This window comes from Paracoccus salipaludis (assembly GCF_002287065.1).
Taxonomy (GTDB): Bacteria; Pseudomonadota; Alphaproteobacteria; order Rhodobacterales; family Rhodobacteraceae; genus Paracoccus; species Paracoccus salipaludis.
Window position 1 is genome coordinate 1 of sequence record NZ_NSJZ01000013.1, and the last position, 22,385, is coordinate 22,385.

General features: G+C 66.1%; 21 protein-coding genes. 12 read left to right on the top strand and 9 right to left on the bottom strand.

Features of this window, described 5'->3' with window-relative positions:
- From CK240_RS13065 to CK240_RS13075, 3 genes are all read left to right on the top strand, one after another.
- The coding region (locus CK240_RS13065) for a hypothetical protein (RefSeq protein ID WP_205957832.1) at positions 1-238 on the top strand (238 nt) is incomplete at its 5' end.
- 38 nt (positions 239-276) lie between these two features.
- Positions 277-1,266 (top strand): formylglycine-generating enzyme family protein, encoded by a 990-nt coding sequence (locus CK240_RS13070; protein WP_095640782.1) that lies wholly within the window; start codon positions 277-279, stop codon positions 1,264-1,266.
- 125 nt (positions 1,267-1,391) lie between these two features.
- Positions 1,392-2,027, top strand: coding sequence for a response regulator (locus tag CK240_RS13075; RefSeq protein WP_095640845.1), 636 nt, complete (start codon positions 1,392-1,394; stop codon positions 2,025-2,027).
- On the opposite strand, the gene CK240_RS13080 is transcribed toward CK240_RS13075, so the two are convergent.
- The 8 genes from CK240_RS13080 to CK240_RS13115 form a co-directional block, all read right to left on the bottom strand.
- The gene (locus tag CK240_RS13080) at positions 2,002-2,424 is read right to left on the bottom strand and encodes a DUF1622 domain-containing protein (RefSeq protein WP_095640783.1); all 423 of its coding nucleotides are present in this window, start codon (positions 2,422-2,424) and stop codon (positions 2,002-2,004) included. The genes CK240_RS13075 and CK240_RS13080 overlap by 26 nt on opposite strands.
- Positions 2,421-3,485, bottom strand: coding sequence for an HAD family hydrolase (locus tag CK240_RS13085; protein ID WP_205957833.1), 1,065 nt, complete (start codon positions 3,483-3,485; stop codon positions 2,421-2,423). The genes CK240_RS13080 and CK240_RS13085 overlap by 4 nt, the downstream gene beginning before the upstream one ends.
- Before the next feature lie 244 nt (positions 3,486-3,729).
- The gene (locus CK240_RS13090) at positions 3,730-5,274 is read right to left on the bottom strand and encodes an arylsulfatase (protein ID WP_095640784.1); all 1,545 of its coding nucleotides are present in this window, start codon (positions 5,272-5,274) and stop codon (positions 3,730-3,732) included.
- Positions 5,271-6,968 (bottom strand): arylsulfatase, encoded by a 1,698-nt coding sequence (locus CK240_RS13095; RefSeq protein WP_095640785.1) that lies wholly within the window; start codon positions 6,966-6,968, stop codon positions 5,271-5,273. The genes CK240_RS13090 and CK240_RS13095 overlap by 4 nt, the downstream gene beginning before the upstream one ends.
- 49 nt (positions 6,969-7,017) lie before the next feature.
- Complete coding sequence (locus tag CK240_RS13100) at positions 7,018-7,689, bottom strand: YidH family protein (RefSeq protein ID WP_095640786.1); 672 nt, start codon at positions 7,687-7,689, stop codon at positions 7,018-7,020.
- 5 nt (positions 7,690-7,694) lie between these two features.
- Positions 7,695-8,216, bottom strand: coding sequence for a hypothetical protein (locus CK240_RS13105; RefSeq protein WP_095640787.1), 522 nt, complete (start codon positions 8,214-8,216; stop codon positions 7,695-7,697).
- Positions 8,209-8,487 carry a hypothetical protein gene (locus CK240_RS13110; RefSeq protein ID WP_095640788.1) on the bottom strand — a complete coding sequence of 93 codons (279 nt, stop codon included), beginning with the start codon at positions 8,485-8,487 and terminating at the stop codon, positions 8,209-8,211. The genes CK240_RS13105 and CK240_RS13110 overlap by 8 nt, the downstream gene beginning before the upstream one ends.
- Before the next feature lie 62 nt (positions 8,488-8,549).
- On the bottom strand, positions 8,550-10,868 hold the full coding sequence (locus CK240_RS13115) for an arylsulfatase (RefSeq protein WP_095640789.1): 2,319 nt from the start codon (positions 10,866-10,868) through the stop codon (positions 8,550-8,552).
- Positions 10,869-11,360: 492 nt separating this feature from the next.
- Between CK240_RS13115 and CK240_RS13120 the strand changes: the two genes are divergently transcribed.
- The 3 genes from CK240_RS13120 to CK240_RS13130 are packed head-to-tail and all read left to right on the top strand — an operon-like array spanning position 11,361 to position 14,543.
- Positions 11,361-12,251 carry a SphA family protein gene (locus CK240_RS13120; RefSeq protein WP_205957834.1) on the top strand — a complete coding sequence of 297 codons (891 nt, stop codon included), beginning with the start codon at positions 11,361-11,363 and terminating at the stop codon, positions 12,249-12,251.
- 18 nt (positions 12,252-12,269) lie between these two features.
- Positions 12,270-13,700, top strand: coding sequence for an arylsulfatase (locus tag CK240_RS13125; RefSeq protein WP_095640791.1), 1,431 nt, complete (start codon positions 12,270-12,272; stop codon positions 13,698-13,700).
- 57 nt (positions 13,701-13,757) lie between these two features.
- Positions 13,758-14,543, top strand: a complete 786-nt coding sequence (locus CK240_RS13130) for a hypothetical protein (protein WP_095640792.1) — start codon at positions 13,758-13,760, stop codon at positions 14,541-14,543.
- 33 nt (positions 14,544-14,576) lie between these two features.
- On the opposite strand, the gene CK240_RS13135 is transcribed toward CK240_RS13130, so the two are convergent.
- Complete coding sequence (locus CK240_RS13135) at positions 14,577-15,701, bottom strand: alpha/beta hydrolase (RefSeq protein ID WP_167650049.1); 1,125 nt, start codon at positions 15,699-15,701, stop codon at positions 14,577-14,579.
- Positions 15,702-16,337: 636 nt separating this feature from the next.
- Between CK240_RS13135 and CK240_RS13140 the strand changes: the two genes are divergently transcribed.
- From CK240_RS13140 to CK240_RS13165, 6 genes are all read left to right on the top strand, one after another.
- Complete coding sequence (locus tag CK240_RS13140; protein ID WP_095640793.1) at positions 16,338-16,523, top strand: hypothetical protein; 186 nt, start codon at positions 16,338-16,340, stop codon at positions 16,521-16,523.
- A 297-nt stretch (positions 16,524-16,820) separates the two neighbouring features.
- Positions 16,821-18,476: a Hint domain-containing protein gene (locus CK240_RS18990; RefSeq protein WP_205957835.1), complete on the top strand. Its 1,656-nt coding sequence runs from the start codon at positions 16,821-16,823 to the stop codon at positions 18,474-18,476.
- 194 nt (positions 18,477-18,670) lie between these two features.
- Positions 18,671-19,642, top strand: coding sequence for a sugar phosphate isomerase/epimerase family protein (locus tag CK240_RS13150; protein ID WP_240517419.1), 972 nt, complete (start codon positions 18,671-18,673; stop codon positions 19,640-19,642).
- 411 nt (positions 19,643-20,053) lie between these two features.
- Positions 20,054-20,557 carry a bifunctional adenosylcobinamide kinase/adenosylcobinamide-phosphate guanylyltransferase gene (gene cobU / locus CK240_RS13155; protein ID WP_095640794.1) on the top strand — a complete coding sequence of 168 codons (504 nt, stop codon included), beginning with the start codon at positions 20,054-20,056 and terminating at the stop codon, positions 20,555-20,557.
- The gene (gene cobT, locus CK240_RS13160; RefSeq protein ID WP_095640795.1) at positions 20,554-21,561 is read left to right on the top strand and encodes a nicotinate-nucleotide--dimethylbenzimidazole phosphoribosyltransferase; all 1,008 of its coding nucleotides are present in this window, start codon (positions 20,554-20,556) and stop codon (positions 21,559-21,561) included. The genes cobU and cobT overlap by 4 nt, the downstream gene beginning before the upstream one ends.
- A complete protein-coding gene (locus tag CK240_RS13165; RefSeq protein WP_095640796.1) occupies positions 21,558-22,295 on the top strand; it encodes an adenosylcobinamide-GDP ribazoletransferase in 738 nt (245 codons plus the stop codon). Before cobT ends, CK240_RS13165 begins: the two co-directional genes overlap by 4 nt.
- Positions 22,296-22,385: the final 90 nt, after the last annotated feature.

Genomic DNA, 22,385 nt, shown 5'->3' on the forward strand with positions numbered 1-22,385 from the left:
GCCGCCCCCGCCACCGCCTCCGGCCCCCTACTGGCCCGGATACTGGCATGACGACGACGATTTCTGGTGGGGCGCCGCAGCGGCGATCGCCATCGGCAGCATCGTTGCCAGCGTGCCGCCGGATTGCCAGACCGTCTCGGTGAACGGCGTGTCCTACAAGCACTGCGGCACGACCTGGCTGCGGCCGGAATACCAGGGCCACAATCTTGTCTATGTCGTCGTGGGCGATCCGCGGTAGGCTTCGGGCACAGGTTGGGTCAGCGCGAAAGGACAGTCATGCGCGACAGCGTCTCAGCCCGCCAGGGCGCAAATGTCAGGGCCCCGTCCCTGCGCGGCATGATCCGGCTGCCGGGCGGGACGTTCACCATGGGATCGGACGCGCACTATGCCGAGGAGGCCCCCGCGCATCGTGTCACCGTCAGCGGCTTCTGGATGGATGCGACGCCCGTCACCAACGCCGAGTTCAAGCGTTTCGTGAAGGCCACCGGCCATGTCACGGTGGCCGAGCGGAAGCCTGACCCCCGCGACTATCCGGGCGCGCTGCCTCAGATGCTGTATGCGGGTTCGCTGGTATTCGAGCCCAAGCCGGATATCGTCGACCTGACGAACTGGAGCCAGTGGTGGACGCTGAAGCCCGGCGCGGACTGGCGCCACCCCTATGGAAAGGGCAGCCATATCCACGGGCTTGACGATCATCCGGTGGTGCATGTGGCCCATGCCGATGCCCTGGCCTTTGCCCGGTGGTCGGGCAAGGACCTGCCCACGGAAGCGGAATGGGAATACGCCGCCCGCGGCGGGCTTGAGGGCACGGAATTCGCCTGGGGCGACGAACTTTATCCCGAGGGCCGGCAGATGGCCAATACCTGGCAAGGCCGCTTCCCGGTCGAGAACCTGGCGCTGGACGGATACGAGCGCACCTCGCCCGTGACCGCCTTCCCGCCGAACGGTCACGGGATCTACGACATGATCGGCAACACCTGGGAGTGGACGCAGGACTGGTTTTCCAGCCGCCATCCCGCGGATGCGAAAAAGGCCTGCTGCATTCCCCGCGACCCGCGCGGCGCGGCGATCGACGGAAGCTATGACCCCTCGCAGCCGATGATCCGGATCCCGCGCAAGGTGATCAAGGGCGGCTCGCATCTGTGTGCGCCCAATTATTGCCGCCGCTACCGTCCCGCCGCACGCCATGCCGAGGCGATCGACACCTCGACGAGCCATCTGAGCTTCCGCTGCGTGGTTCGCGACGAGGAGGCCGCCGTCCAGTAAAGCCGGACCCGTCAGCCCTTCCTGACGCCCGGGAGTGTCGAATTTTCAGGGTTTCGCCCGATGGTCAGGAAAGCTGCGGGGCCTATCATGACGAAAGACCAGCGACAGCGTGGCAGGTGTACGACGTGACCCGGATCCTTATCGCCGACGATCACCACGTCGTCCGCACCGGCCTTCGCGCCGTCCTCGAGGCGCAGCCAGGGCTCGAGGTCGTGGGCGAGGTCGGAAACGGCGAGGAAGCCGTCGAGGCCGCGGTAAGGCTCAAGCCCGACCTGGTGATCCTCGATTACGCCATGCCGGTGCACAATGGCGTCGAGGCCACGCGGGAAATCCGCAAGCAACTGCCGCGCACCGAGGTGCTGATCTTCACCCTGCACGACAGCCAGGAGGTCATCGAGGACGTCCTGTCCGTAGGCGCGCGCGGCTATCTTCTGAAAAGCGACGCGAACGACCACCTGATCGCCGCCGTTCGGGCCCTGGCGCGGCACGAGGCCTATATCTCGGGCAGGGTATCGGCCGAGCTGCTCGACACGCTGCTGGACCGGCGGCGGCAAGGCAAGCAAGACCCGCTGACCCCGCGCGAGCGGCGGGTGGTGCAACTGATCGCGGAAGGCCGCTCGAACCGCGATGTCTGCGGCCAGCTTGGTGTCAGCCTGAAAACGGTCGAAACCCACCGGGCCGCCGCCATGCGCAAGCTGGGCCTGCACAACACTGCCGACCTGGTCCGCTACGCGATCAAGAACCGGATCGTGGAAGTGTAGGGCGTACGGGCGGCCCGGCTGCGCTTTCGGGATCGGCCGACTGGCGTTCGCGGATGTCGCTGAGGTCGCGTTCCAGGAAATAGTTGAGGAACGTGCGGATGACCGCAAGGATTGCGAGCCGTGCAAGCCCCTTCCAGTCGGCTGCAATCGAGGTTTCGATGATATCGGCTGCAAGCTGGAAAGTCAGGGCGGCGACCAGAACGCGGGCATAGCGCAGCCAGATCTCGCGCCTTTGAGCGTCCGTGTGACTTCCGAACGCCATCGAACGGCAGGCGGCCACGAAGGCCTGGATGGAACCGGCCAGAACGATCACGAGCGCCATGGAGTCGATGGCCAGGACCGCCAGTTCGGTCCCGCTGACCAGCCAGTTCCGCAGCCACTCTCCGCCTTCGATCATGGCGCGGCCGCATCCGGGAATACGGTCGACCAGGCGTTCTGCATGCTAACCACGGTGATGCCATAGGCGTCGGCCTTCTCCAGCGCCTCGACAAGCGGGCTCAGGGGGAAATCGCGGTCATAGGCGAACTCGCGTTCCGCGTCGTCATGGTGAAGAAGAAGCCCCAGGCGCGCTCCCTTCCCTGCAAGCGTGTAGCGCAACATGGCGAGATCGCCGTCGGAGTTCCCGAAACAGAAGATCGGTCGCCGCCCGATGTGAAGGCCGATGTTGACGACCTTCTCCTCGCGGTCGTCGAAGCTGTTGAGTTCGCCCAGCTTGACGATCGACACGCCTGCATCGCCGGCCTCGAAGCGCAGTTTCATGCTCGATCCGATGATCTGCTCGGGAGGAATGCCATAGGTGTCCTCGGAAAAGGCCCGGATGAGGTCCATGCCGCCACCCGAGGCCACGAAGATCTTGAAACCGTTGGCACGCAGAAAATCGAGAAGTTCCAGCTGCGGCTGGTAGGTGAGCTGGGGAAAGGTGCGGCCGAGCTTCGGATGCTTGGCCCGCGCAAGCCAGTCCCGCGCCAGCACGGCAAACTCGTCCTCGGTCATGCCGGCGTGGGTGGCGAAGAAAAGCTCCTGGATGCCCTGCTTGCCCAGGGCGTGCAGTGTCGCGTGATCGCCTTCGAGGAAGGCCTTGAAGGGCTGGCGCGCCGCCAAAGCGGGGTCCTTGGCGGCCAGTTCGCGCACGCGGTCGGTCAGGAAGAACACCTGCACCTGATACGGTTGCTCGCACCACAGCGTGCCGTCGTTGTCGAAGACGGCGATGCGTTCGGGCTGTGGCACGTGGTCGGGGCCGTTCTCGGCGGTCACGCGGGCGACGAAGTCGAGGATGGCGGTCCGTGCAGGCCCGTTTCTCCAAGAAGGAAGAGGGTGGTCGGTCATCATGTCATGGCACATGCGTTGAAGTCGTTGATGCGGCTGCGGCAAACAGGCACGACCATGCCTGCCCTTGCGGGCATGGTCGTCGGTGTCCCCTTGGGGCGCATGCTCACCGCCATCATTCTGCCGGGGCAACCCTCGACGGCGCGGCTTTCCAGATCCGTGTCGGGCAGGCGCCGGGCGGCGTGGCCGGCCTTGATCCGGAACTCGCCACGGCGCGTGCGGGGGGTCTCGGCGCGAGGCCGGCCACGGGCCTCCAGGCCCTGCGGCGATCCATCTGCGGCACTGGCGGACCGAACATCGTGCCTCGTCATCCTCGCCTCCCAGAGTTGCACGCGATGGTCGAAGGCGGCGCGCGGGGCGCCGCCTCCGCCCCGGGTCAGTCGCCGGCCACCGCCGCCTCGCTCATCTTCCTCATCGCGTCGTCGATGGTGAAGCTGTTGGGCTTCTGGACCGCCGGGAAGTCGCGGAAGGTCGCGGCGAACTTCGCCGCGGCCGCCTGCGCCACGATGATGAAGTAGGCGTGGTGGATGAACCAGTCGTAGTAGGTGTTCGAGGTGATGTCCGCGAACTCGTAGGGGTCCGTGCGAAGGTTGAAGATCTTGGGCAACCGCAGCCGGGTGAAGGGCTCCGCCCAGACCTGCATCGTGCCCTTCGCGCGCTGTTCCATGAACACGATCTTCCAATTGTCGAAGCGCATGCCGAGCACGTCGCCATCGTCGCTGAAGTAGAAGTAGAAGTTCCGTGGTCCCTTCTCTGCCTGCCCTGTCAGGTGGGGCAGCAGGTTGAAGCCGTCGATGTGGTTCTTGTATGTCCGCCCGATCGCCTGGTAGCCCTGCTTGAGTTGATCGACGACCTCCGGCGCCCCGACCATGGCAAGGAAGGTGGGCAGCCAGTCATGGTGCTGCACGATCTCGTTCGACACCGATCCCGCCTTTATCTTCCCGGGCCAGCGCACCAGCATGGGCACCCGGAAGGCCCCTTCCCAGTTGGTGTTCTTCTCGCTGCGGAAAGGGGTGGTGGCGGCATCGGGCCAGGAGTTGCGGTGCGGCCCGTTGTCGGTCGAGTACTGGACAAAGGTGTCCTCGGCGATGCCGAGCTCGTCGAGGAGGTCGAGCACCTGCCCGACGTTCCTGTCGTGGTCGATCATCGTATCATGATAGGGCGACTGCCAGCGGCCCGCCTGACGCAGGCTCTCGGGCTTGGTGTGGGTGATGAAGTGCATGTGGGTCGTGTTCAGCCACACGAACCACGGCTTCCCGGCCTCGTTCTGCCGCTTGATGTAGTCGATGGCAGCGGCGACGATCTCGTCGTCGATGGTCTCCATGCGCTTGCGGTTGAGCGGGCCGGTGTCCTCGATCTTCTGCTTTCCGACGCGGCCCCAGCGCGGCTCCTCGGTGGGGTCGTCGGTATCGGTCGCCCAGGAGCGCAGGACGCCGCGCGGACCGAAGTTGTTGCGGAACTCCGGGAAGTCCTTCTCGGACGGATAGTCGTACATCTCCGGCTCTTCCTCGGCGTTGAGGTGGTAAAGGTTGCCGAAGAACTCGTCGAAGCCGTGGTTGGTGGGCAGCATGTGGTTGAGGTCGCCCAGGTGGTTCTTGCCGAACTGCCCGGTGGCATAGCCCTGCTCCTTGAGAAGCGCGGCCATGGTCACGAGCTTCTCGCTCATGCCGACGGGCGCGCCCGGGTAGCCGACCTTGGAAAGACCGGTGCGATACACGCTCTGTCCGGTGATGAAGGACGACCGCCCGGCGGTGCAGGACTGCTCGCCGTAGGAATCGGTGAACATCATCCCCTCGCGGGCGAGACGGTCGATGTTGGGCGTCTTGTAGCCCATCATCCCGTGCGAGTAGCAGCTGAGGTTCGAGATTCCGATGTCATCGCCCCAGATGACCAGGATGTTGGGCTTCCGCGGGTCTGTCATTGGCTTGCTCCGCCGGGATGATCGTTCGACTGCCCGTCCTGGTCGTGCGGCTGTCCGAGCTTTGCGTGCAGCGGCGACGAGGCCGGGAGCATGTTCTTTTCCTTCACTTCCCGCAGCGCGTTCAGCGCCTTGATGCCCTTCAGCGTATGATCGAGGACGTTGGCCGGGTTGAAGCTGGGCGGGAACGAACGCGGCGGGAATTCCTTGAAGGAGGCCGCGAACTCGAACACCTTTTCCATCATGCCATAGGCTGCACCCACATGGTTCAGGTTCCAGTCCCAGTACGTGTTCGAGGTGATGTCGGCACGCTCGAGCGGGTCCTGGAACAGGTTGAAGATCTTCTGAAGGCGCAGAACGGTGAAGGGCTCGGCCCACAGGCCCATCGTGCCGGCAAGCCGCTGCTCGGCGAAGACGTACTTGTAATCGCCGTCCCGCATGCAGACGAGCAGCCCGTCGTCGTCCGAATAAAAGAAGGTCCTGCGGGCGCTCTTCTCGCCATTGTTCTTGTTGGCGGTGCCCCTGACCTTGCGGAGGAAATCGGACTGATCATAGCCGTCCAGGTGCAACTGGTATTGCTGCCCGTTGGCGACATACCCTTCCTTCAGCTTGGTGACGATGTCCGGTTCGCCCGCGATGGCCGCCAGCGTCGGGAACCAGTCGTTGTGGGACATCAGTTCGTTGGTGACCGTGCCGGGCTCGATGCTGCCGGGCCAGCGCACAAGGCAGGGGACGCGGAAGGCACCCTCCCAGTTCGTGTTCTTTTCCGAACGGAACCAGGTCATCGCGGCGTCCGGCCAGGTGTTCATGTGGGGACCGTTGTCGGTCGAATACATGACGATCGTGTTGTCGGCGATGCCGAGCCTGTCGAGCGTGTCGAGGATTTTCCCGACAACGGCATCATGCTCGATCATGCCGTCCAGGTATTCGCTGTCACCATGCGTGTACTGGCCGCGATGCTCTTCGCGCACGTGGGTGCGCAGATGCATGCGGGTGGTGTTCATCCAGCAGAAGAACGGCTTGCCTTCCGAGTTCTGCCGCTCGATGAAGTCGATGGCGGCGTCTGAAGTCTCGTCGTCGATCGTTTCCATCCGCTTCTTCGTCAGCGGGCCGGTATCCTCGATGGTCTGCTTGCCGATCTTGCCGAAACGCGGATCCTCCGTCGTGTCATCGGTGTCGGTCGCCTTGCACTTCAGGACGCCGCGCGGACCGAACTTCTTTCGGTATTCCGGATCCTTCGGGTAATCCGGAAGCTCCGGCTCCTCCTCGGCGTTCAGGTGGTAAAGGTTGCCGAAGAACTCGTCGAAGCCGTTGACGGTCGGCAGGGACTCGTTGCGGTCCCCGACATGGTTCTTGCCGAACTGCCCGGTGGCATAGCCCAGGTTCTTCATCATGCCGCCGATGGACAGGTCCTTCTGGCTCATCCCCATGGGGGCGCCTGGAAAGCCCACCTTGCTCAGCCCCGTGCGGATGATGTGCTGGCCCGTCAGAAAGGCCGAACGGCCAGCCGTGCAGGACTGTTCTCCATAATAATGGAGAAATCGCATCCCCTCGTTCGCGAGCCGGTCGATATTGGGCGTGTCGTAGCCCATGAGCCCGCTCGAATAGCAGCTGAGGTTCATGATGCCGATGTCGTCGCCCCAGATGATGAGGACGTTCGGCTTCTGGCCGTTCCGTGCTTGAGGTTCCTGTGCCATGATCGGCTCCCCAGAGGTTGATTGGACGTGGTGAAAGTGTCGGCCCTCGTCAGCCGAAGGGCCCGACCCGGAAGATCATGCTCGCAACGGCGAAGATGCCGATGACGAGCAGCACGACGGCGGTGACGAGGGTAAAGGAAACGGGGAAGTGGCTTTCCGCGTGGATAAGGCCCGAGGACTGCATCGCACCACGTTCGTGGCGCAGGCCCGCCATGAACTGTATGTGGTAGATGATGCCTATGATCAGCATCACGATCCCCAGCGAGGCCAGGGTGACGCCGAAATTGCGGGGAGCGCCGGAATGGGTGATCATTCCCGCGTCCCGCGCCTTGTCGAAGACCTGGTAGATCGTGAAGCCGAAGCTGATAAGCGACAGCGACGTGCGGATCACCGACATGAGCGTGCGATCCGCGCTGAGCCGGGTGCGCTGGAACGACATGCCGGTGCGCCGCATCGACATCTCGGTCCGGTTGGTCGAAAGCCGCGTGCGGTGGGTGGAAAGCTGCGTGCGATGGGTCGACAGGTCGCTGCGGTATTCCGACAGCGAGGTGCGATGCTCGGACAGCCCGGTCCGGTGCGTGGAAAGCTTCGTGCGGAAGTGGGAATACTGGACCGAGGCCTGGTCGGGCTTGGATTCGTCCACCACCGGGATCGGGGGCACCGGCTGCTCTGTCGTGCGCTCGGGCCTTTGCGGCAGCGGATCGATGACGTCGTCAGGCATCCTGTTCACCTTTCGCTTTTGGAAGAAGGCGGGCGGCGGCCGCCGTCGTGATGGCGCCAGCCGGCCAGACGGGCGAAAGGCCCGCGCAGAAGCACGTAGGGAAGAAAGGCAAGCAGAACCGAGATCAGCAGCATCTCGCCCGGATAGAAGGTGCCAAGCACGGTCGCCTGGTAGATGGCATCCATCGCGAACCCCAGAAGAATGATCCGCGAGGTTGCGATCACCCCTTCGCGCAACCGGCCCCCGCCCTGCCCCCGTTCGGTCAGGATCGTCCACAGGTAGGGCGAGCGGCCCAGCCGCGCATCCGTCCGCCCGTCGTGAAAGGCGGCCAGGGCCGCCATGCAGGGCTGCAGGACGAAGCGGAAGGTCATGGGCCCGCCGGGCCGCGCGGCGATGTCGCGCCAGATCCGGTGGTGGACCTCGGCCGAGAAGCCGTAAAGGACCAGGCCCAGCAGGATCAGGAAGGCCCCGATGGCGACCGCGATGCGCGCCACAAGAAGTTGGCTCCTTGTCGGTGCGTCAGCCATTGCGACCCCCTTTCTGCGCAAGGGCCGGGTGGCGCCTGTCCACGGGCATCGAAGGGCTCACGGTCTGGGCCGGGCTGCCCTTCGACAGCGCGAGGCCCTTGTCGCAGCCGACCCCGAAGGCAGGTTTGCCCTTGCAGGTCGCGCTGAACGCAACGGCGGGCAGGAAGGACTTGCGAGCCTCGTGCGCACGGCAGAAGTCGGCGTCGTCACAGGTCTGCCGCGTCGTGCCTTCCGTCGGAAAGTCGCCACTGAAATCATAGCCCGGTGCCATCTCCCCCGCCCCTGTGTTGCGACTGACGGTGCCGGAACCCACGGCCCCGGCACCCTGTGGGATCAATCCCGCGCCATCGCCGCGGCGAGCTTGCGTTCCACGTCGATGTAGATGTCATCGGCGATGTCGTAGACGACCCGGATCACCCGGCCTCCCGAGAAGGGGAACTGCGGCTTGTACTCGCCGCTGACGGCATCGCCGCCGTCGTAGCCGATGCACAGCCCCTCGCCGCAAAGCGCGTAGCGCCCCGTCATGGTGCGGAACGGCGCCTGGGCCACCACCTCCTCGTCCACGTAAAGCGTCATCTGCCCGAGCGTCTCGAGCTGCTCGGAAATGCGTTCCTTCACGAACTCGACGCCCACGACATGCCTGCCGAGCTTCGGCGCATCGCAGATGAGGCGCTGCTCGGGCGGGAGGCCAAGGAAGTTGTAGACGTAGAACAGCTTGCCCCCCTTCACGAAGAGGCTGTAGCCCCCGAAGCGCGAGCCCTGCGCGACGATCACACCCTGGCTGTCGCCGGTGAACTCGACCTCGGCCAGCATCTTGAAGGAAGTGCCAAGCGTCGGCGCCGACGAGGCCTCCGGCACCTCGGTCGTGCCGGGATAGTAGACATAGCGGTCCCGCATGGGCGCGTGGTATTCGGCCGCGTGCATGGCGGCGACGCCCAGGTCCACGAGCGGCAGGACGTTGTTCTTCTTCGCCTCCACCATCCAGAGATCGACGAGGTCCTTCAGCTTGTCGGGGTGTTCGGCGGCAAGGTCGCGCGCCTCGGCCCGATCCTCATCGGTGTGGAAGAGCTGCCAGCGGTCCTTGTCGAAATGGCCCTGGTCGGACGGGACCGGCGCGTGCAGAGCGGACGCCTTCCAGCCCTTCGACCAGATGCCGCGCGTCCCGAGCATCTCGAAATACTGCGTTTCCTTTGTGGTCGGGGCGCCCGCGTCGTCGAAGCTGTAGACCATCGACACCCCGGCAAGCGGCGCCTGCGTCACGCCGTCGATGACGTCGGGCATCGGCACGCCGCAGGCCTCGAGGATCGTCGGGACGATATCGGTGCAATGGTGATACTGGTGGCGCACCTCGCCCTTGGCCCTGATGCCTTTCGGCCAATGGATGACAAGCGGGTCGCAGGTGCCGCCGGCAAACGAGGCATAGCGCTTGAACATCTTGTAGGGGGTTGAGAAGGCCACCGCCCACCCGGTCGGATAGTGGTTGTAGGTGGCGGGCGAACCCAGCTTGTCGATCATCTCGAGGTTGCGGGCCACGTCGTCGGGAAAGCCGTTGAAGAACAGGTTCTCGTTGACCGAGCCCGAGGGACTGCCCTCGCCCGAGGCGCCGTTGTCGGCGCAGTAGAAGATCAGCGTGTTGTCAAGCTGGCCGGAGTCCTCGAGATATTCGATCACCCGGCCGATCTGGGCGTCGGTGTATTCCGAAAGCGCGGCATAGACTTCGGCCATGCGGCTGAAAAGGCGCTTTTCGTCGTCCGAAAGCGTGGCCCAGGGACGCACCATGTCGCTTTCGGCCGCGACATCCGCGGGCATCGGGTTGATGGGCGTGAGCTCCGTTCCTTCGGGCAGGATGCCGCGCTCGATCATGCGGGCCAGCACCCAGCCGCGATAAGCCTCGTAGCCGTCGTCGAACCGGCCCTTGTACTTGTCGATATAATCCTGCGGCGCGTGGTGCGGCGCATGGTTCGCGCCCGGGCAGAACCACATGTACCACGGCTTCTCGGCATCGACCTGCTTGCTGTCGCGGATGAACTGGATCGCCTTGTCGGCGAGGTCCTTGGACAGATGGTAGCCGTCCTCGGGCTGGGCGGGCTGGTCGACGTAATGGTTGTCCTCGATCAGTTCGGGGTACCACTGGTTCGTTTCGCCGCCGATGAAGCCGTAGAAGCGGTCGTAGCCGAGCCCGAGCGGCCATTTCTTCTTCGAGGCGCTCATCCCGAAGGCGTCCACGGGAACGTTGTGGTTCTTGCCGATCCAGAACGTGCTCCAGCCGGCGTCGCGCAGGATGCTGGCCATCGTGCCGTTCTCGAGCGGGATGTGGCCGCTGTACCCGGGAAAGCCCGTCGCGCATTCCGCGATCGAGCCGAAGCCGTTGGCATGATGGTTGCGCCCGGTCAGGAAGCACGAGCGGGTGGGCGAACAGACGGCCGTCGTATGCCATTGCGAATAGGTCAGGCCGTTCTGCGCCAGCCGGTCCAACGTGGGCATGTCGATGCGCCCGCCATAGGGCGACCAGGCGGCCTGGCCGATATCGTCGAACAGGATCACAAGGACGTTGGGCGCGCCCTTCGGCGCGCGGTTGTCCAGAAAAGCGTCCCAATCCGCCTGCGAATCGCGGATATCCAGTTCGACCTTGCCTTGGAATTGCCGTGCCATCTTCAGCTTCCTTTTCAGGATCGTGCTATCCGGGCAGGCACGACCTATCGCGCCAATGCCATCAAGGCTGCTTGCAAGAAGGATACTCACATTCTTCCGGCCGGGGAAAAATCGGGTGAATCCCTGAGAAACGGACAGCGGCATATCGACAGGTCGCTTCCAGCTCGGGTTCCTTGGCGGGGAACCGGTTTTTCCCAATCCCATGAAAGTCTCGGGGCCTCAGCTTGCACCATTTTCCGCCTTTCTCCGGGTTTCACCCGAGACACCCCCTGAAAGGGACATGCTAAATTCATTCCAGTGCCTTACTGACGCCTGTGTGAATGGCAGGGACATCGCGGCCGGGAATCTGCCATGTGCGGCAAGAACGGCGGCGGCTTCAGGACCGGGTCCGGGCAATCGCCTTGTGAAAGGTCCCTGCGGAACCGGGCAGAACCGGACAAGGGGGATAGTTGGATGTCCACAACAAGGATCGTCGCCGGCCTGACAGCAGCGATGCTGCTTTCGCCCCATCAGGCGGACGCGACCGAGGCCGTCGCGGGCCATTACGTGACCGGCGCCTTCGCGCTGCCGAAGGCGGCCGTGATCCCGCCGCCCGGGCTGTATTGGAACCTGACGACGAGCTACTACAATGGCTCGATCAGCGGCGATGTCGAGGTTCCCGTCGCGGGCGAGGTCCGGCTGGGACTGGACGCGACCTTCGGGGGTCCCAACTACACCGCGCTCTGGGTGCCGCAGACCGAGATGGCAGGGGGCGCGTCCTTCCAGCTGGGGCTGACCCTTCCCGTGCTGTATCTGTCGGCCGAAGCCAGCGCCGGCAGGCGGACCGTCGAGCAATCGCAGACCGATTTCGGCGACATCTCGATCTCGCCCAAGATCGGCTGGAATTCGGGGCACCATTTCTTCACCGCCGGGCTGAACATCTTCGCGCCCACCGGGGCCTGGGAGGAAGGCGCCCTCGACAACATCGGGATGAATTACTGGACCTTCTCTCCGACGGTCGCCTACACCTATTTCGACCCGGCGCGCGGGCTGGATTTCTCGATCAACGCCGGCCTGGATTTCAACACCGAAAACCCGGACACCGATTATCACAGCGGCACGCTGTTCCACATGGACGCCGTGCTCATCAAGCAGTTCAACGAACGCTTCGGGGCGGGCCTGGTCGGCTCGATGCTCTACCAGATCGAGGACGACGAGGGGGGTCTGGCCGACCGGCTGGACGGGTTCAGGGGCCGTTCCTATGCCCTTGGCCCCATCATCACCTACGAGGCGGGCCCCAAGGAAAACCCCATCAGCATCGCCCTGAGCTGGGCCTCGGAGTTCGAGGTCAAGAACCGCTTCGAGGGCGACGCCGTCTATCTGTCGATTTCCGGCACGTTCTGAGGACGAAAGGAGAAAGACATGAGGTTGGCCGACCTGGCCGGTCTCGGCCGCAGCGCGGGGCTCGCCTTAATGGCGTGCATGGCGGCCCCGCAGGCCGTTCAGGCGCAGGCGGCACGGCCCAACATCCTGTTCATCCTCGCAGACAACCTGGGCTACGGCGAACTCGGCGCCTATGGCGGCGGGGCCACGCGCGGCGCGCCCACTCCGCGTCTGGACCGGCTTGCCGCCGAGGGGCTGCGCCTGACCAACATGAACATGGAAGCCCAGTGCACGCCCAGCCGGTCCAGCATCCTGACCGGGCGTTTCGCGATCCGGTCGGGCACCCATTCCGTCCCCTTCGGCGGCGTGGCCGACGGGCTGACCCAGTGGGAAGTCACCCTGGCCGAGGCGCTTTCCGCCCAAGGCTATGCCACGGCGCTTTACGGCAAGTGGCATCTCGGCAGCAGCAACGGCCGCCTGCCCAACGACCAGGGCGTCGACGAATGGTACGGCATCCCGCGCACCACCGACGAGGCGCTGTGGACCGAGGCCCCAGGCTGGTCGCCCGAGGTGATGCCCCCCGAGCAGATCATGGAAGGCCACAAGGGCGAGCCGAGTCGCGAGGTCAAGGTTTATGACATCGCCGAGCGCCGGTTGATGGATGCCGAGATCACCCGCCGTTCCATCGCCTTCATGGAGGACCAGGCCGAAGCCGGAAAGCCCTTCTTCGCCTATGCGACGCTGACCCAGCCGCATCTGCCGACCCTGCCGAACCCGGACGTCGCGGGCCGGACCGGGCACGGGGACTGGGCCGACATGCTGGCCGAGATGGACCACAACGTGAGCCAGATGCTGGACGCGGTGGACCGGCTGGGCATCCGGGACGACACGGTGGTGATCTTCGCCAGTGACAACGGGCCGGAATTCGTCCAGCCCTGGGACGGCTGGGCCGGGCCCTGGCGCGCGCAGTATTTCACAGCCTGGGAGGGCGGGATCCGCGCGCCCTTCATGGTCCGCTGGCCCGGGAAGATCCCGGCCGGGCGCGTCAGCGACGAGATCGTGCACGGCGCGGACATCTTTCCCACGCTGGCCGTCCTCACCGGCGCCGGGCTTCCCCACGACCGCCCGATCGACGGGGTGGACCAGTCCGGCTTCTTCCTGGGCGGGACCGAGCGCTCGGCGCGCGAGGCCATCCCGATCTGGTGCGCCGAGCGCCTGCAGACCGTGAAATGGCGCAACTTCAAGGTCCATTTCTACGAGCAGGAAACCATGGTGTCGCCCGCGCTCAAGCTCGGGGTCCCGCTTCTGTTCAACCTTTACACCAACCCCCGCGAGGAAAAGGAAAAGGTCGCCATCGACAGCTGGATCATCGGCCCGGTGCTGAAGGTCGTCGCCGCCTTTGAGCAAAGCGTGGCCGAGCATCCCCTGATCGCCATGGGCACCCCGGATCCCTACGTCCCGCCGCAATAGCCCGCCAATCGCCCCGGCCCTTCCCCCTCAGGACGGCCAAGCAGGAAAGGACTTTCCATGCGCTTCATGACCATGCCCCTGGGGGCCGCCCTTGTCGCGGCCGGGCTTGCCGGTCCCGCCGCGGCCCAGCAATCGGGGGGCGGCGTCCAGGAGGAGGTGGACACCTCGGGCACCAACCCCGCGGTGCTGCAGCGGAGCCTCTCGCTGTCGAACGAGTATCGCTTCCTGTCGGATTCCTACTACGACATCACCAACCTGCGCTATACCGAGCCCTTCCCGGGCGGCAAGGCGGCGGTGCGGCTGACCCTGCCCTTCAACGCGTCGGACCTGACCGGCGACAGCGTTTCGGGCTTCGGCGACTTCGCGGCCAAGTTCACCTGGATCCCCCATGCGAACACGCGGCACGCTTTCGTGCTTAGCACCGAGATCTTCGCCCCCACCGCCGACGAGGACGCCCTGGGGGAAGGGAAATGGGTGGCGGCGCCGGGCCTGACCTATGTCCGCTTCCTCAGCCGCGAGGTGATCGTGGCGCCGGCCCTGATCCACAACTTCTCGTTCGCGGGCGACGACGACCGGCCCGATGTCAGCCGGACGGACTTCGACCTTTACGTGGTCTATCGTCCGCAGGGCAAGCGCTGGTGGATCACCTCGGACATCACCGTCAGCCACGACTTCGAAACCGACGTGACGCCGGTATCGTGGGAGCTGAACATCGGCCGCAACCTCGCGAAGCTGGCGGGCGGCGCGGCGCTCAACGGCTATATCAGGCCCGGGATCGGGATCGGCGCGGACCGGCCCTATGATGCGAACATCGAAGTCGGGCTGTCGCTTGTGAACTTCTGAGCCGGAAGCGCGGGCCCGCCGCCCGCACGTCCGCTAGCGTTCTGTGCGCAGAGCGTCGGGATCGGCCGCAAGGGTCCCCGAAATGTCAGGCACGGGTCGGGAACCGGCTTCCAGCACGGCGACCGGCGCGGTCACGACCGCGCCCACCGTGTGCAGCGCCCCTGCCGCAACCATGACGAAGCCCCCGCGCTCGATGTCCGACGTGGTCAGTTGCTGTCCCTCGGCCAGGCGGCGCCCGATGATCTGGACGATCTCGGGGCTGTCGGCGAACCTGGAATGATGCGATCCCCCCGTGTCGTCGATCCGGGTCAGGTCGATGGCCACGATTCCCGCCCGTGCCAGTCCCGAAACATAGGGTTCCTCGGCGGGATTGATATCGCCCACCCGGTCGACGCGGCCTGCTATCAGCCGGGACAAGAGCAGCGCCCGGTCGTCCTGGGCCACGAAGATGGTGAACCGTGGACGCGGACCGACGATCTCGGTGAACTGGCGGGCGAAGACCTGGATATCGATATCGGGCGAGGCGAGGATCACGTTCTGGATCTTGGGATTCAGGGGACCGGACCGGATGCTCATCTGGCGCAGGGCTTCCATGGCCAGGAAGCTCCCCATGGAATGGGCAAGGATCGTGATCTGGTTGATCGAGGGATCGTTGGCCAGCAGCCTCAGCGTCTGTTCAAGCGCCGTGCGCGAAAACAGCGTGCTTTCCCGGTCGTAGTTATACCCCAGCAGGCTGCCGCTCGATGGCCAGGTAAAAAGAACCGGAGCCGCCTCGACGCCTGAATCGGCCGTGATCTGGGCAAAGCGATAGACCGCTTCCCCGTAGGTCGTGTTGTAGCCATGCACGAACAGAAGCACATGCCCGCCCCTGCGGTGCTGGCGCATCCAGCCGCGTCCCTGTGCCACGGTGGTCAGTGTTTGCAGCCGCGTCACGTGGAAATCCGTCTGGGGCTGGGGCGGCGTGGTCCTTGGCCACTGGACCGTGCCCTCGGGCCGGCCCTTTGGCATGGCCACGCTGACCGCGGTCAGATGCAGGTGCGGATCCCGCCGGTTCCCGTAACGGACATCGGGATCGGCCACGACCTGCCGGTTTGTTGCCACCAGCAGATCAACCGAGCGGCCCTGCTCGGTGGCCTCGGCGGCCACCACCGGACGCATGAGGCCCTGGGGCCGTGGCGCACAGGCCCCAAGAAGGGCGAGCATGGTCGCCAGCACGACCACATGGGGAAATATCCCCGTGAGAAATCCGACATGTGACGGCCTTTCTGCGATCGGGCGGCTTCTCACCGTCACAGCCTCCAAGACAAACCCTCGCGACGAGAGATGATGATAGGGGCGCAGGCCGGGACGGGTATCAGGTGAATCCCTGAGATGCCGCTGCGAAGAATGCCGTGGAACGCGCGCCGGGCTCTCGGCGGATCGATCTGCAAGGCTTTCCTGTCGCTGGAATCGGAAAGGCGACAGTGCTGGCGGCGGCCCGAGCCGTTCAGCCTGAAACTGGCGATGCTTCCGAACGTCGAAAAGGGTCTGCTTGTGTCTGCGGCGACGCAAAACCGCAGGATCGATAATAAGTGTGATTTTCGAGACTTGTCTGAGTGTATGCGCGAACCCGAAGTTCGATACCGGAAAGCCGGTTCATGAATTGGACGAAGCGTCCTGTTCCATTTCGGACCTGAGTGTCGTCCGACCGGGTCTGCGGCCATGAACAGGCCCGCATGTTCACATGGAGAGTTCAAGGGTCCGGGCCGCGGACCTTGCGCCCTGCTTGTCGCAGAAGTCGGTGCGCCGCTCTCCATGACCTGCGGTCCCGTCCCGAAACAGGGCATCGACTGTCGCAAGCTGTTCCGCTCCTTCGAGGACCTGCGGTTGGCCTCCCTTCGGGAAGAAGCCGGCTGCGGCACCGCCTTGCAGCGTGCTGGCTACGAACGCGACTTGCAGGTGACGGCCGGCCGGAACGGTCATCAGGCGACCGGCCTCTGAAGCCCATATGCGCTCGGGCCGTGAGAGGCAGCCCGTGGTGCGGAAGGTGGACCCGCCAAGCCGATCCTTGCACGGGATGGGCGTCACCGCGCGCAAGCTGCAAGGGCGGCCGGAGAACCTGTACAGCTCTCCCGAACCCAACCGGGCTGCAACTGTTGCGACTGCGTCACACAATTGCAAGCTGAGTTAACTAATTAGCTTTGCGTCTTTTAGGAGAGTTGCCGGTGAAGGTAGGTGACATCTGCGGATCTTCCGAATGCCGCGCGCGTCTCCTTCACCCTTCTCCGAGGTCTATCGATGGTCCAGGCAACCAAGCTTCCTGTGGACACGTCAGTCAATGCAACCCAGCTTGCCGAGAACATGTTCGGCGAAGGCGTCGAGCTCGTCTCGGCGACCTATTCCGGTGATCCCGAATCCAAGGGGATCTATACCAGCGGCGAGGCGGTCTCGCCGGGCGTGGTGCCTTCGGACAGCGGGATCATCCTGTCCAGCGGTCGCGCCTCGGACTTCACCCACGACACGGGCTCGGGCGACGCAAACCAGGGCGGAGGCTTCGGGAGTGATGCAGCCGGAGGCGTCGACGGGAATTCCGAGCTGAACGCGGCCGCGGGGCTGCCGACCTTTGATGGCGCGATCCTCGAGGCGACCTTCATTCCCGACGGCCCGGTCCTGACGATGCAGCTGGTGTTCTCGTCCGACGAGTACCCGGAATATGCCAACACCAACTTCAATGACGCCGTCCGCATCATCGTCAACGGGCAGGTCGCGCAGCTTGCGATCGGCACCGGCGAGGTGTCGATCGACAACATCACGCAGGGCGGCACCAACGTCGACAACGAGCCGATCACGCCCAGCAACGAGAACCTGTATCTCAACAACAGCGGCAGCGACTACAACACCGAGATGGACGGCCTGACCGTCACGCTGACGATGAAGGCGCCCGTCATCCCGGGCGAGGAAAACACCATCTGGATCGGCATCGCGGATGCGGGCGACGCGCAGTACGATTCCAACCTGATGATCGTCGCCGACAGCGTGCAGACGGCCGTGATCGCCAACAACGACACGGTGCAGGCGCGGCCGAACAGCTCGGTCGATCTAGATGTGCTGGCCAACGATACCGGGCCGCAGGGGGCGACCCTGTACATCACCCAGATCAACGGGCAGGACGTGGTCGCCGGCGACAGCGTGACGCTGGTGTCCGGAACCGTCGTCACCCTCAACCCCGACGGCACGCTGAGCTTCGACACGAGCAACAGCCTCGGGGAAGAAACGATCACCTACCAGATCAGCAACGAGAACGGCACCACCGACACCGCCTTCGTCACCGTGGACGTCACCTGCTTCGCGCGCGGCACCCGGATCGAGACGCCGCGCGGCGCGGTCGCCGTCGAGGACCTGCGCCCGGGCGATCTGGTGCTGACGCGCGACCGCGGCGCACAGCCGCTGCGCTGGGTCGGATCGTCCCGCGTCGATGGCGGAACGCTGGCAAGCACGCCCCGGCTGCGGCCGATCCGGATCAGGGCCGGTGCCTTGGGACAGCACGCCCCGGCGCAGGACCTGCTCGTCTCGCCCCAGCACCGCATCCTTGTCCGTTCCAAGATCGCGCAGCGCATGTTCGGCGCCGCCGAGGTCCTGGTCGCCGCCAAGCAGCTGGTCCTTCTGGACGGCATCGACGTGGCCGAGGACCTGGCCGAGGTCGAGTATTTCCACCTGCTGTTCGACCGGCACGAGGTGGTGATCTCGAACGGAGCCGAGACCGAGTCGCTTTATACCGGCCCGCAGGCCCTGCGCTCGGTCGGACCCGCCGCCCGGCAGGAGATCCTGGACCTCTTTCCGCAGCTTCTGGACGAAGCCTTCGTGGTCGAGGCGGCGCGCCCGCTGTCCTCGGGGCGCATGGGCCGCAAGCTGGCGATGCGGCAGGCACAGCAGGGACGCGCGCTTCTCAACTAGGTGACAGGGCCCGGGCTTGCGTCCGTGCGGGCGCTTGCCGCGCATCCCTCATGCTGTCTCCCAGGAAGGCTCCGCCCCTGGGGGACAGCAGCTTCATCGCTCCGGCATGATGATGCACGGCCATTCCGTCGGAAGGCGACATGCCTGGCGGCTGGCGAATGGGGGGCCGGCTCTGCATCCGGCCAGCGCGGCCGGTGGACCGGCTTCTCGCCCCTGTGCCCCTTCCCGGCATCTCGCGGCACTGCTCTCGTCCGGTCCGATCAGGCGCCTGTCAGCCAGGGGACTGGTGGCGCGTCGCCGTCCTCCGCTATGGGGCGAGCGAACCGGATGATGGAATGTGGATGTCGGAGCTTCCCCTTGTCGGCCTGGCGGCCCAGATCTCGGATCTGCACGCCAACCCCGCACTGCTGCGCGACGAGCCGCGCGATATCGAACTGCACGATTTCTTCATGGCCGATGTGCTGGCCGGCGACTGGAGACCGCTGGCTGAACAGGCGCGCAATCTGCTGCGCGGACATGCGGGGCGGCTGGGCATCCACGGGCCGTTCTGGGGACTGGATATCTCCAGCCCCGACCCCGAGGTGCAGGCCATCGTTGCCCGCCGCATGGATCAGGCGCTGGATGTCTGCGCCTGTCTCGAAGCGTCGCAGATGGTCATCCATTCGCCCTATACGCTGTGGGACCATCACACCCTGGATCACTTCGCCTGGCGTTCGGCCTACGACTGGATCATCGCGAACTGCCATGCCTGCCTGCGTCCGGCCGTCGAACGTGCCGAGGCTCTGGGCGTCACGCTTGTGATCGAGAACGTGCAGGACAAGGACCCCGACATCCGGGCTGATCTGGTGCGCAGCTTCGGGTCGCATGCCGTGGCGTTGTCGGTCGACACGGGCCACGCGCATTTCATGAACGGGATAGCCCATGCGCCGCCGGTGGATTTCTTCATCCGCAGGGCGGGCGACCTGTTGCAGCACGTGCATCTGCACGATGGCGATGGCTGCGCGGACCGCCACTGGCCCATCGGCGATGGCTCGATCCCCTGGAAAGCGGTGTTCCGTGCGCTTGGCGAGGCACCGAAGATGCCGCGTCTGATCCTTGAGCTGAGCGACAAGGCAGGCATTCCCGCGTCGATCGCCCGGCTGCAGGAACTGGGACTGGCACGCTGAAGCCTGCGCGTGGGGCGCGGCAGCCCTTGCGCCCGGCGCAGGCAGAGGATCGACGGCCATTCCCCGGCAGCCGCAGGGGTTCCGGCGTGGTCCAGCCCCGCCCATGCCCTGCCGGCACCGGCAAGAACCTGCGCTGGATCCCCTGCGGATCCATGCTGGTGCACCGTGCCGCGGGCGAGCCTGCCAGTCCTGCGCGGCCGGGCAGGCGCGCGGCCAAGGAGGGCGAGGCTCGCGCTGCCGAACAGGTCGGCCGGCAGGTCGAGGCGGCCCGCAAGGCGCCCCGCGCCCGCGACAGGCGCGTGCCGGATCAGCACAAGTTCCGCCCGCCGGGTGTCAGCCACGGCCCGATGGCCCTTCAGTCATCCGCATGGCTGTGCTTAACCGTCGCCACGGCAAAGAAGCGGAACATCCATGGGTTCGATCATCCTTGTGACAGGCGGGGCACGGTCCGGAAAGAGCGCCATCGCCGAAAGCCGGACGCTCGTCTTCGGCAGCCCTGCGGTCTATGTCGCGACAGCGCAAGCCCTCGACGCGGAGATGGCCCAGCGCATCGCGGTCCACCGGGCACGGCGTGGCGCGCAGTGGCGGACCCATGCCGAGCCCCTCGACCTTTGCGGCGCGCTTGCGCTTACCGACGGGGCGCCGCGGCTGGTGGATTGCCTGACGCTGTGGCTCACGAACCTGATCCTGGCCGAGCGCGACTGGCAGGCAGAGGCGGCGCGCCTTGCCCGGACGCTTGCCGCCCAGGCCGCGCCCGTGGTGCTGGTGACCAACGAGGTCGGCGCCGGGATCGTGCCCGAGAACCGGCTTGCCCGTGTCTTCCGCGACGCGGCGGGTTCCCTGAACCAGCAGGTCGCGCAGGTCGCGGACGAGGTCATCCTGGCCGTGTGCGGCCTTCCAGTGAAAGTGAAATGATGCGCTTTGAAACCCTGGCCCGGATCGCGGGCCTCGCCGACACCCTGCCCTCCGCCGACGAGGAGGCGCGCGCAGCCGCCGCGCGCCGGCAGGACAGCCTGACCAAGCCGCCGGGCTCGCTCGGCCGGCTGGAGGAGATCGCGCTGTTCATGGCCGCTTGGCAGGGGACCGAGCGGCCCCGCATCGCCAGGGCGCAGGCGCTGGTCTTTGCCGGCAACCACGGGATCTGCGCGCAGGGCGTCAACCCCTTCCCGCAGGAGGTCACCGCGCAGATGGTGGCGAACTTCGCGGCGGGCGGCGCGGCCATCAACCAGCTTTGCCGTGTGAACGGCGCGGAGCTGTCGGTGATCGCGCTGGACCTCGACCGTCCCACCGCCGATTTCACCGCCGGACCGGCCATGACCGAAGCCGAAACGCTGGACGCCATGAACCGCGGCGCGGCGGCGGTCGATCCGCAGGCCGACATCCTGACCCTTGGCGAGATGGGCATCGGCAACTCGACCATCTCGGCGGCCCTCTGCGCCGCGCTGTTCGGGGGCGAGGTGGCGGAGTGGGTCGGCCGCGGCACCGGCTCGGATGACGCCGGCCTCCGGCGCAAGGCCGACGCGATCGCGCGGGGGCTGGCGCGCCACCCGGACCGGCCGCCGCTGGAAACGCTTGCCGCCCTAGGCGGGCGCGAGCAGGCGGCGATCTGCGGCGCGGTCCTGGCGGCGCGCGAGGCCCGCATCCCGGTGATCCTTGACGGCTTCATCTGCACCGCGGCCGTGGCGCCGCTGTTCGCGGCGGACCCCCGGCTTCTCGACCACTGCCTTGTCGGCCATGTCTCGCGCGAGCCGGGGCACGCGAAGCTGCTCTCCGCCATGGGCAAGACGGCCATCCTCGACCTCGACATGCGGCTGGGCGAGGGCACGGGGGCGGCGCTGGCGCTGGGGATCGTGCGCGCGGCCCTGGCCTGCCACGACGGCATGGCGACCTTTGCCGATGCCGGGATCAGCGGGCCATGAGGCAGCGCCTCGCGCAGGCGCAACTCGCACTTGTCCTTCTGACGCGAGTGCCCTGCGGATCCCTGCGCAGTCCCGTTCCAACACTGGCCTCGGCCGCCTGGGCCTTCCCCTTGGCGGGCTTCCTTGTCGGCCTGATCGCAGCCGGGGTGATGGGCGCAGCCCTGGCGCTGGGGCTGTCGCCGCCGGTTGCGGCGGGACTTGGCCTCGGCGCGCAGGTCATGGCGACGGGCGCCCTGCATGAGGACGGGCTTGCCGACATCTGCGACGGCTTCTGGGGCGGCGCCGCGCCGGAGCGCAGGCTTCAGATCATGCGGGACAGCCGGATCGGCAGCTATGGAACGGTCGGGCTGATCCTGACGCTGGGGCTGCGCTGGCTTGGGTTGGAGGCGCTGGCCGAGATGCAGGCCGTCGTGGCCGTGATCGCCGTCGCCATGGCAAGCCGCGTGGCCCCGGTCGCGCTGATGGGCTGGCTGCCGGCCGCGCGCGCCGACGGGCTCGGGGCGCAGGGAAGGACCGTAGGGGCAGGAAGCATCCTCGCGGCGGCCCTGCTGGGGGGATTGCCCATGCTGCTTGCGCCGCAGGGCTGGGTTGCGCTGGGCGCCGCCAGCCTGGCGGTCGCCGTGCTGGCCCGGATCGCCCGGGCCAAGATCGGCGGGCAGACCGGCGATGTGCTGGGGGCCGGCCAGCAGGTCGCCGAATGCGCGCTGCTGCTGACGCTTGGCGCAGGCCGATAAGTCGTTCATCGGCCCGCCTGCCCGCAGGGTGCCGCGCGCAGGCCGCCAAGGCGGGACCGCAGTCATCCTGCGGCCGGCTGTGTCCTCCCT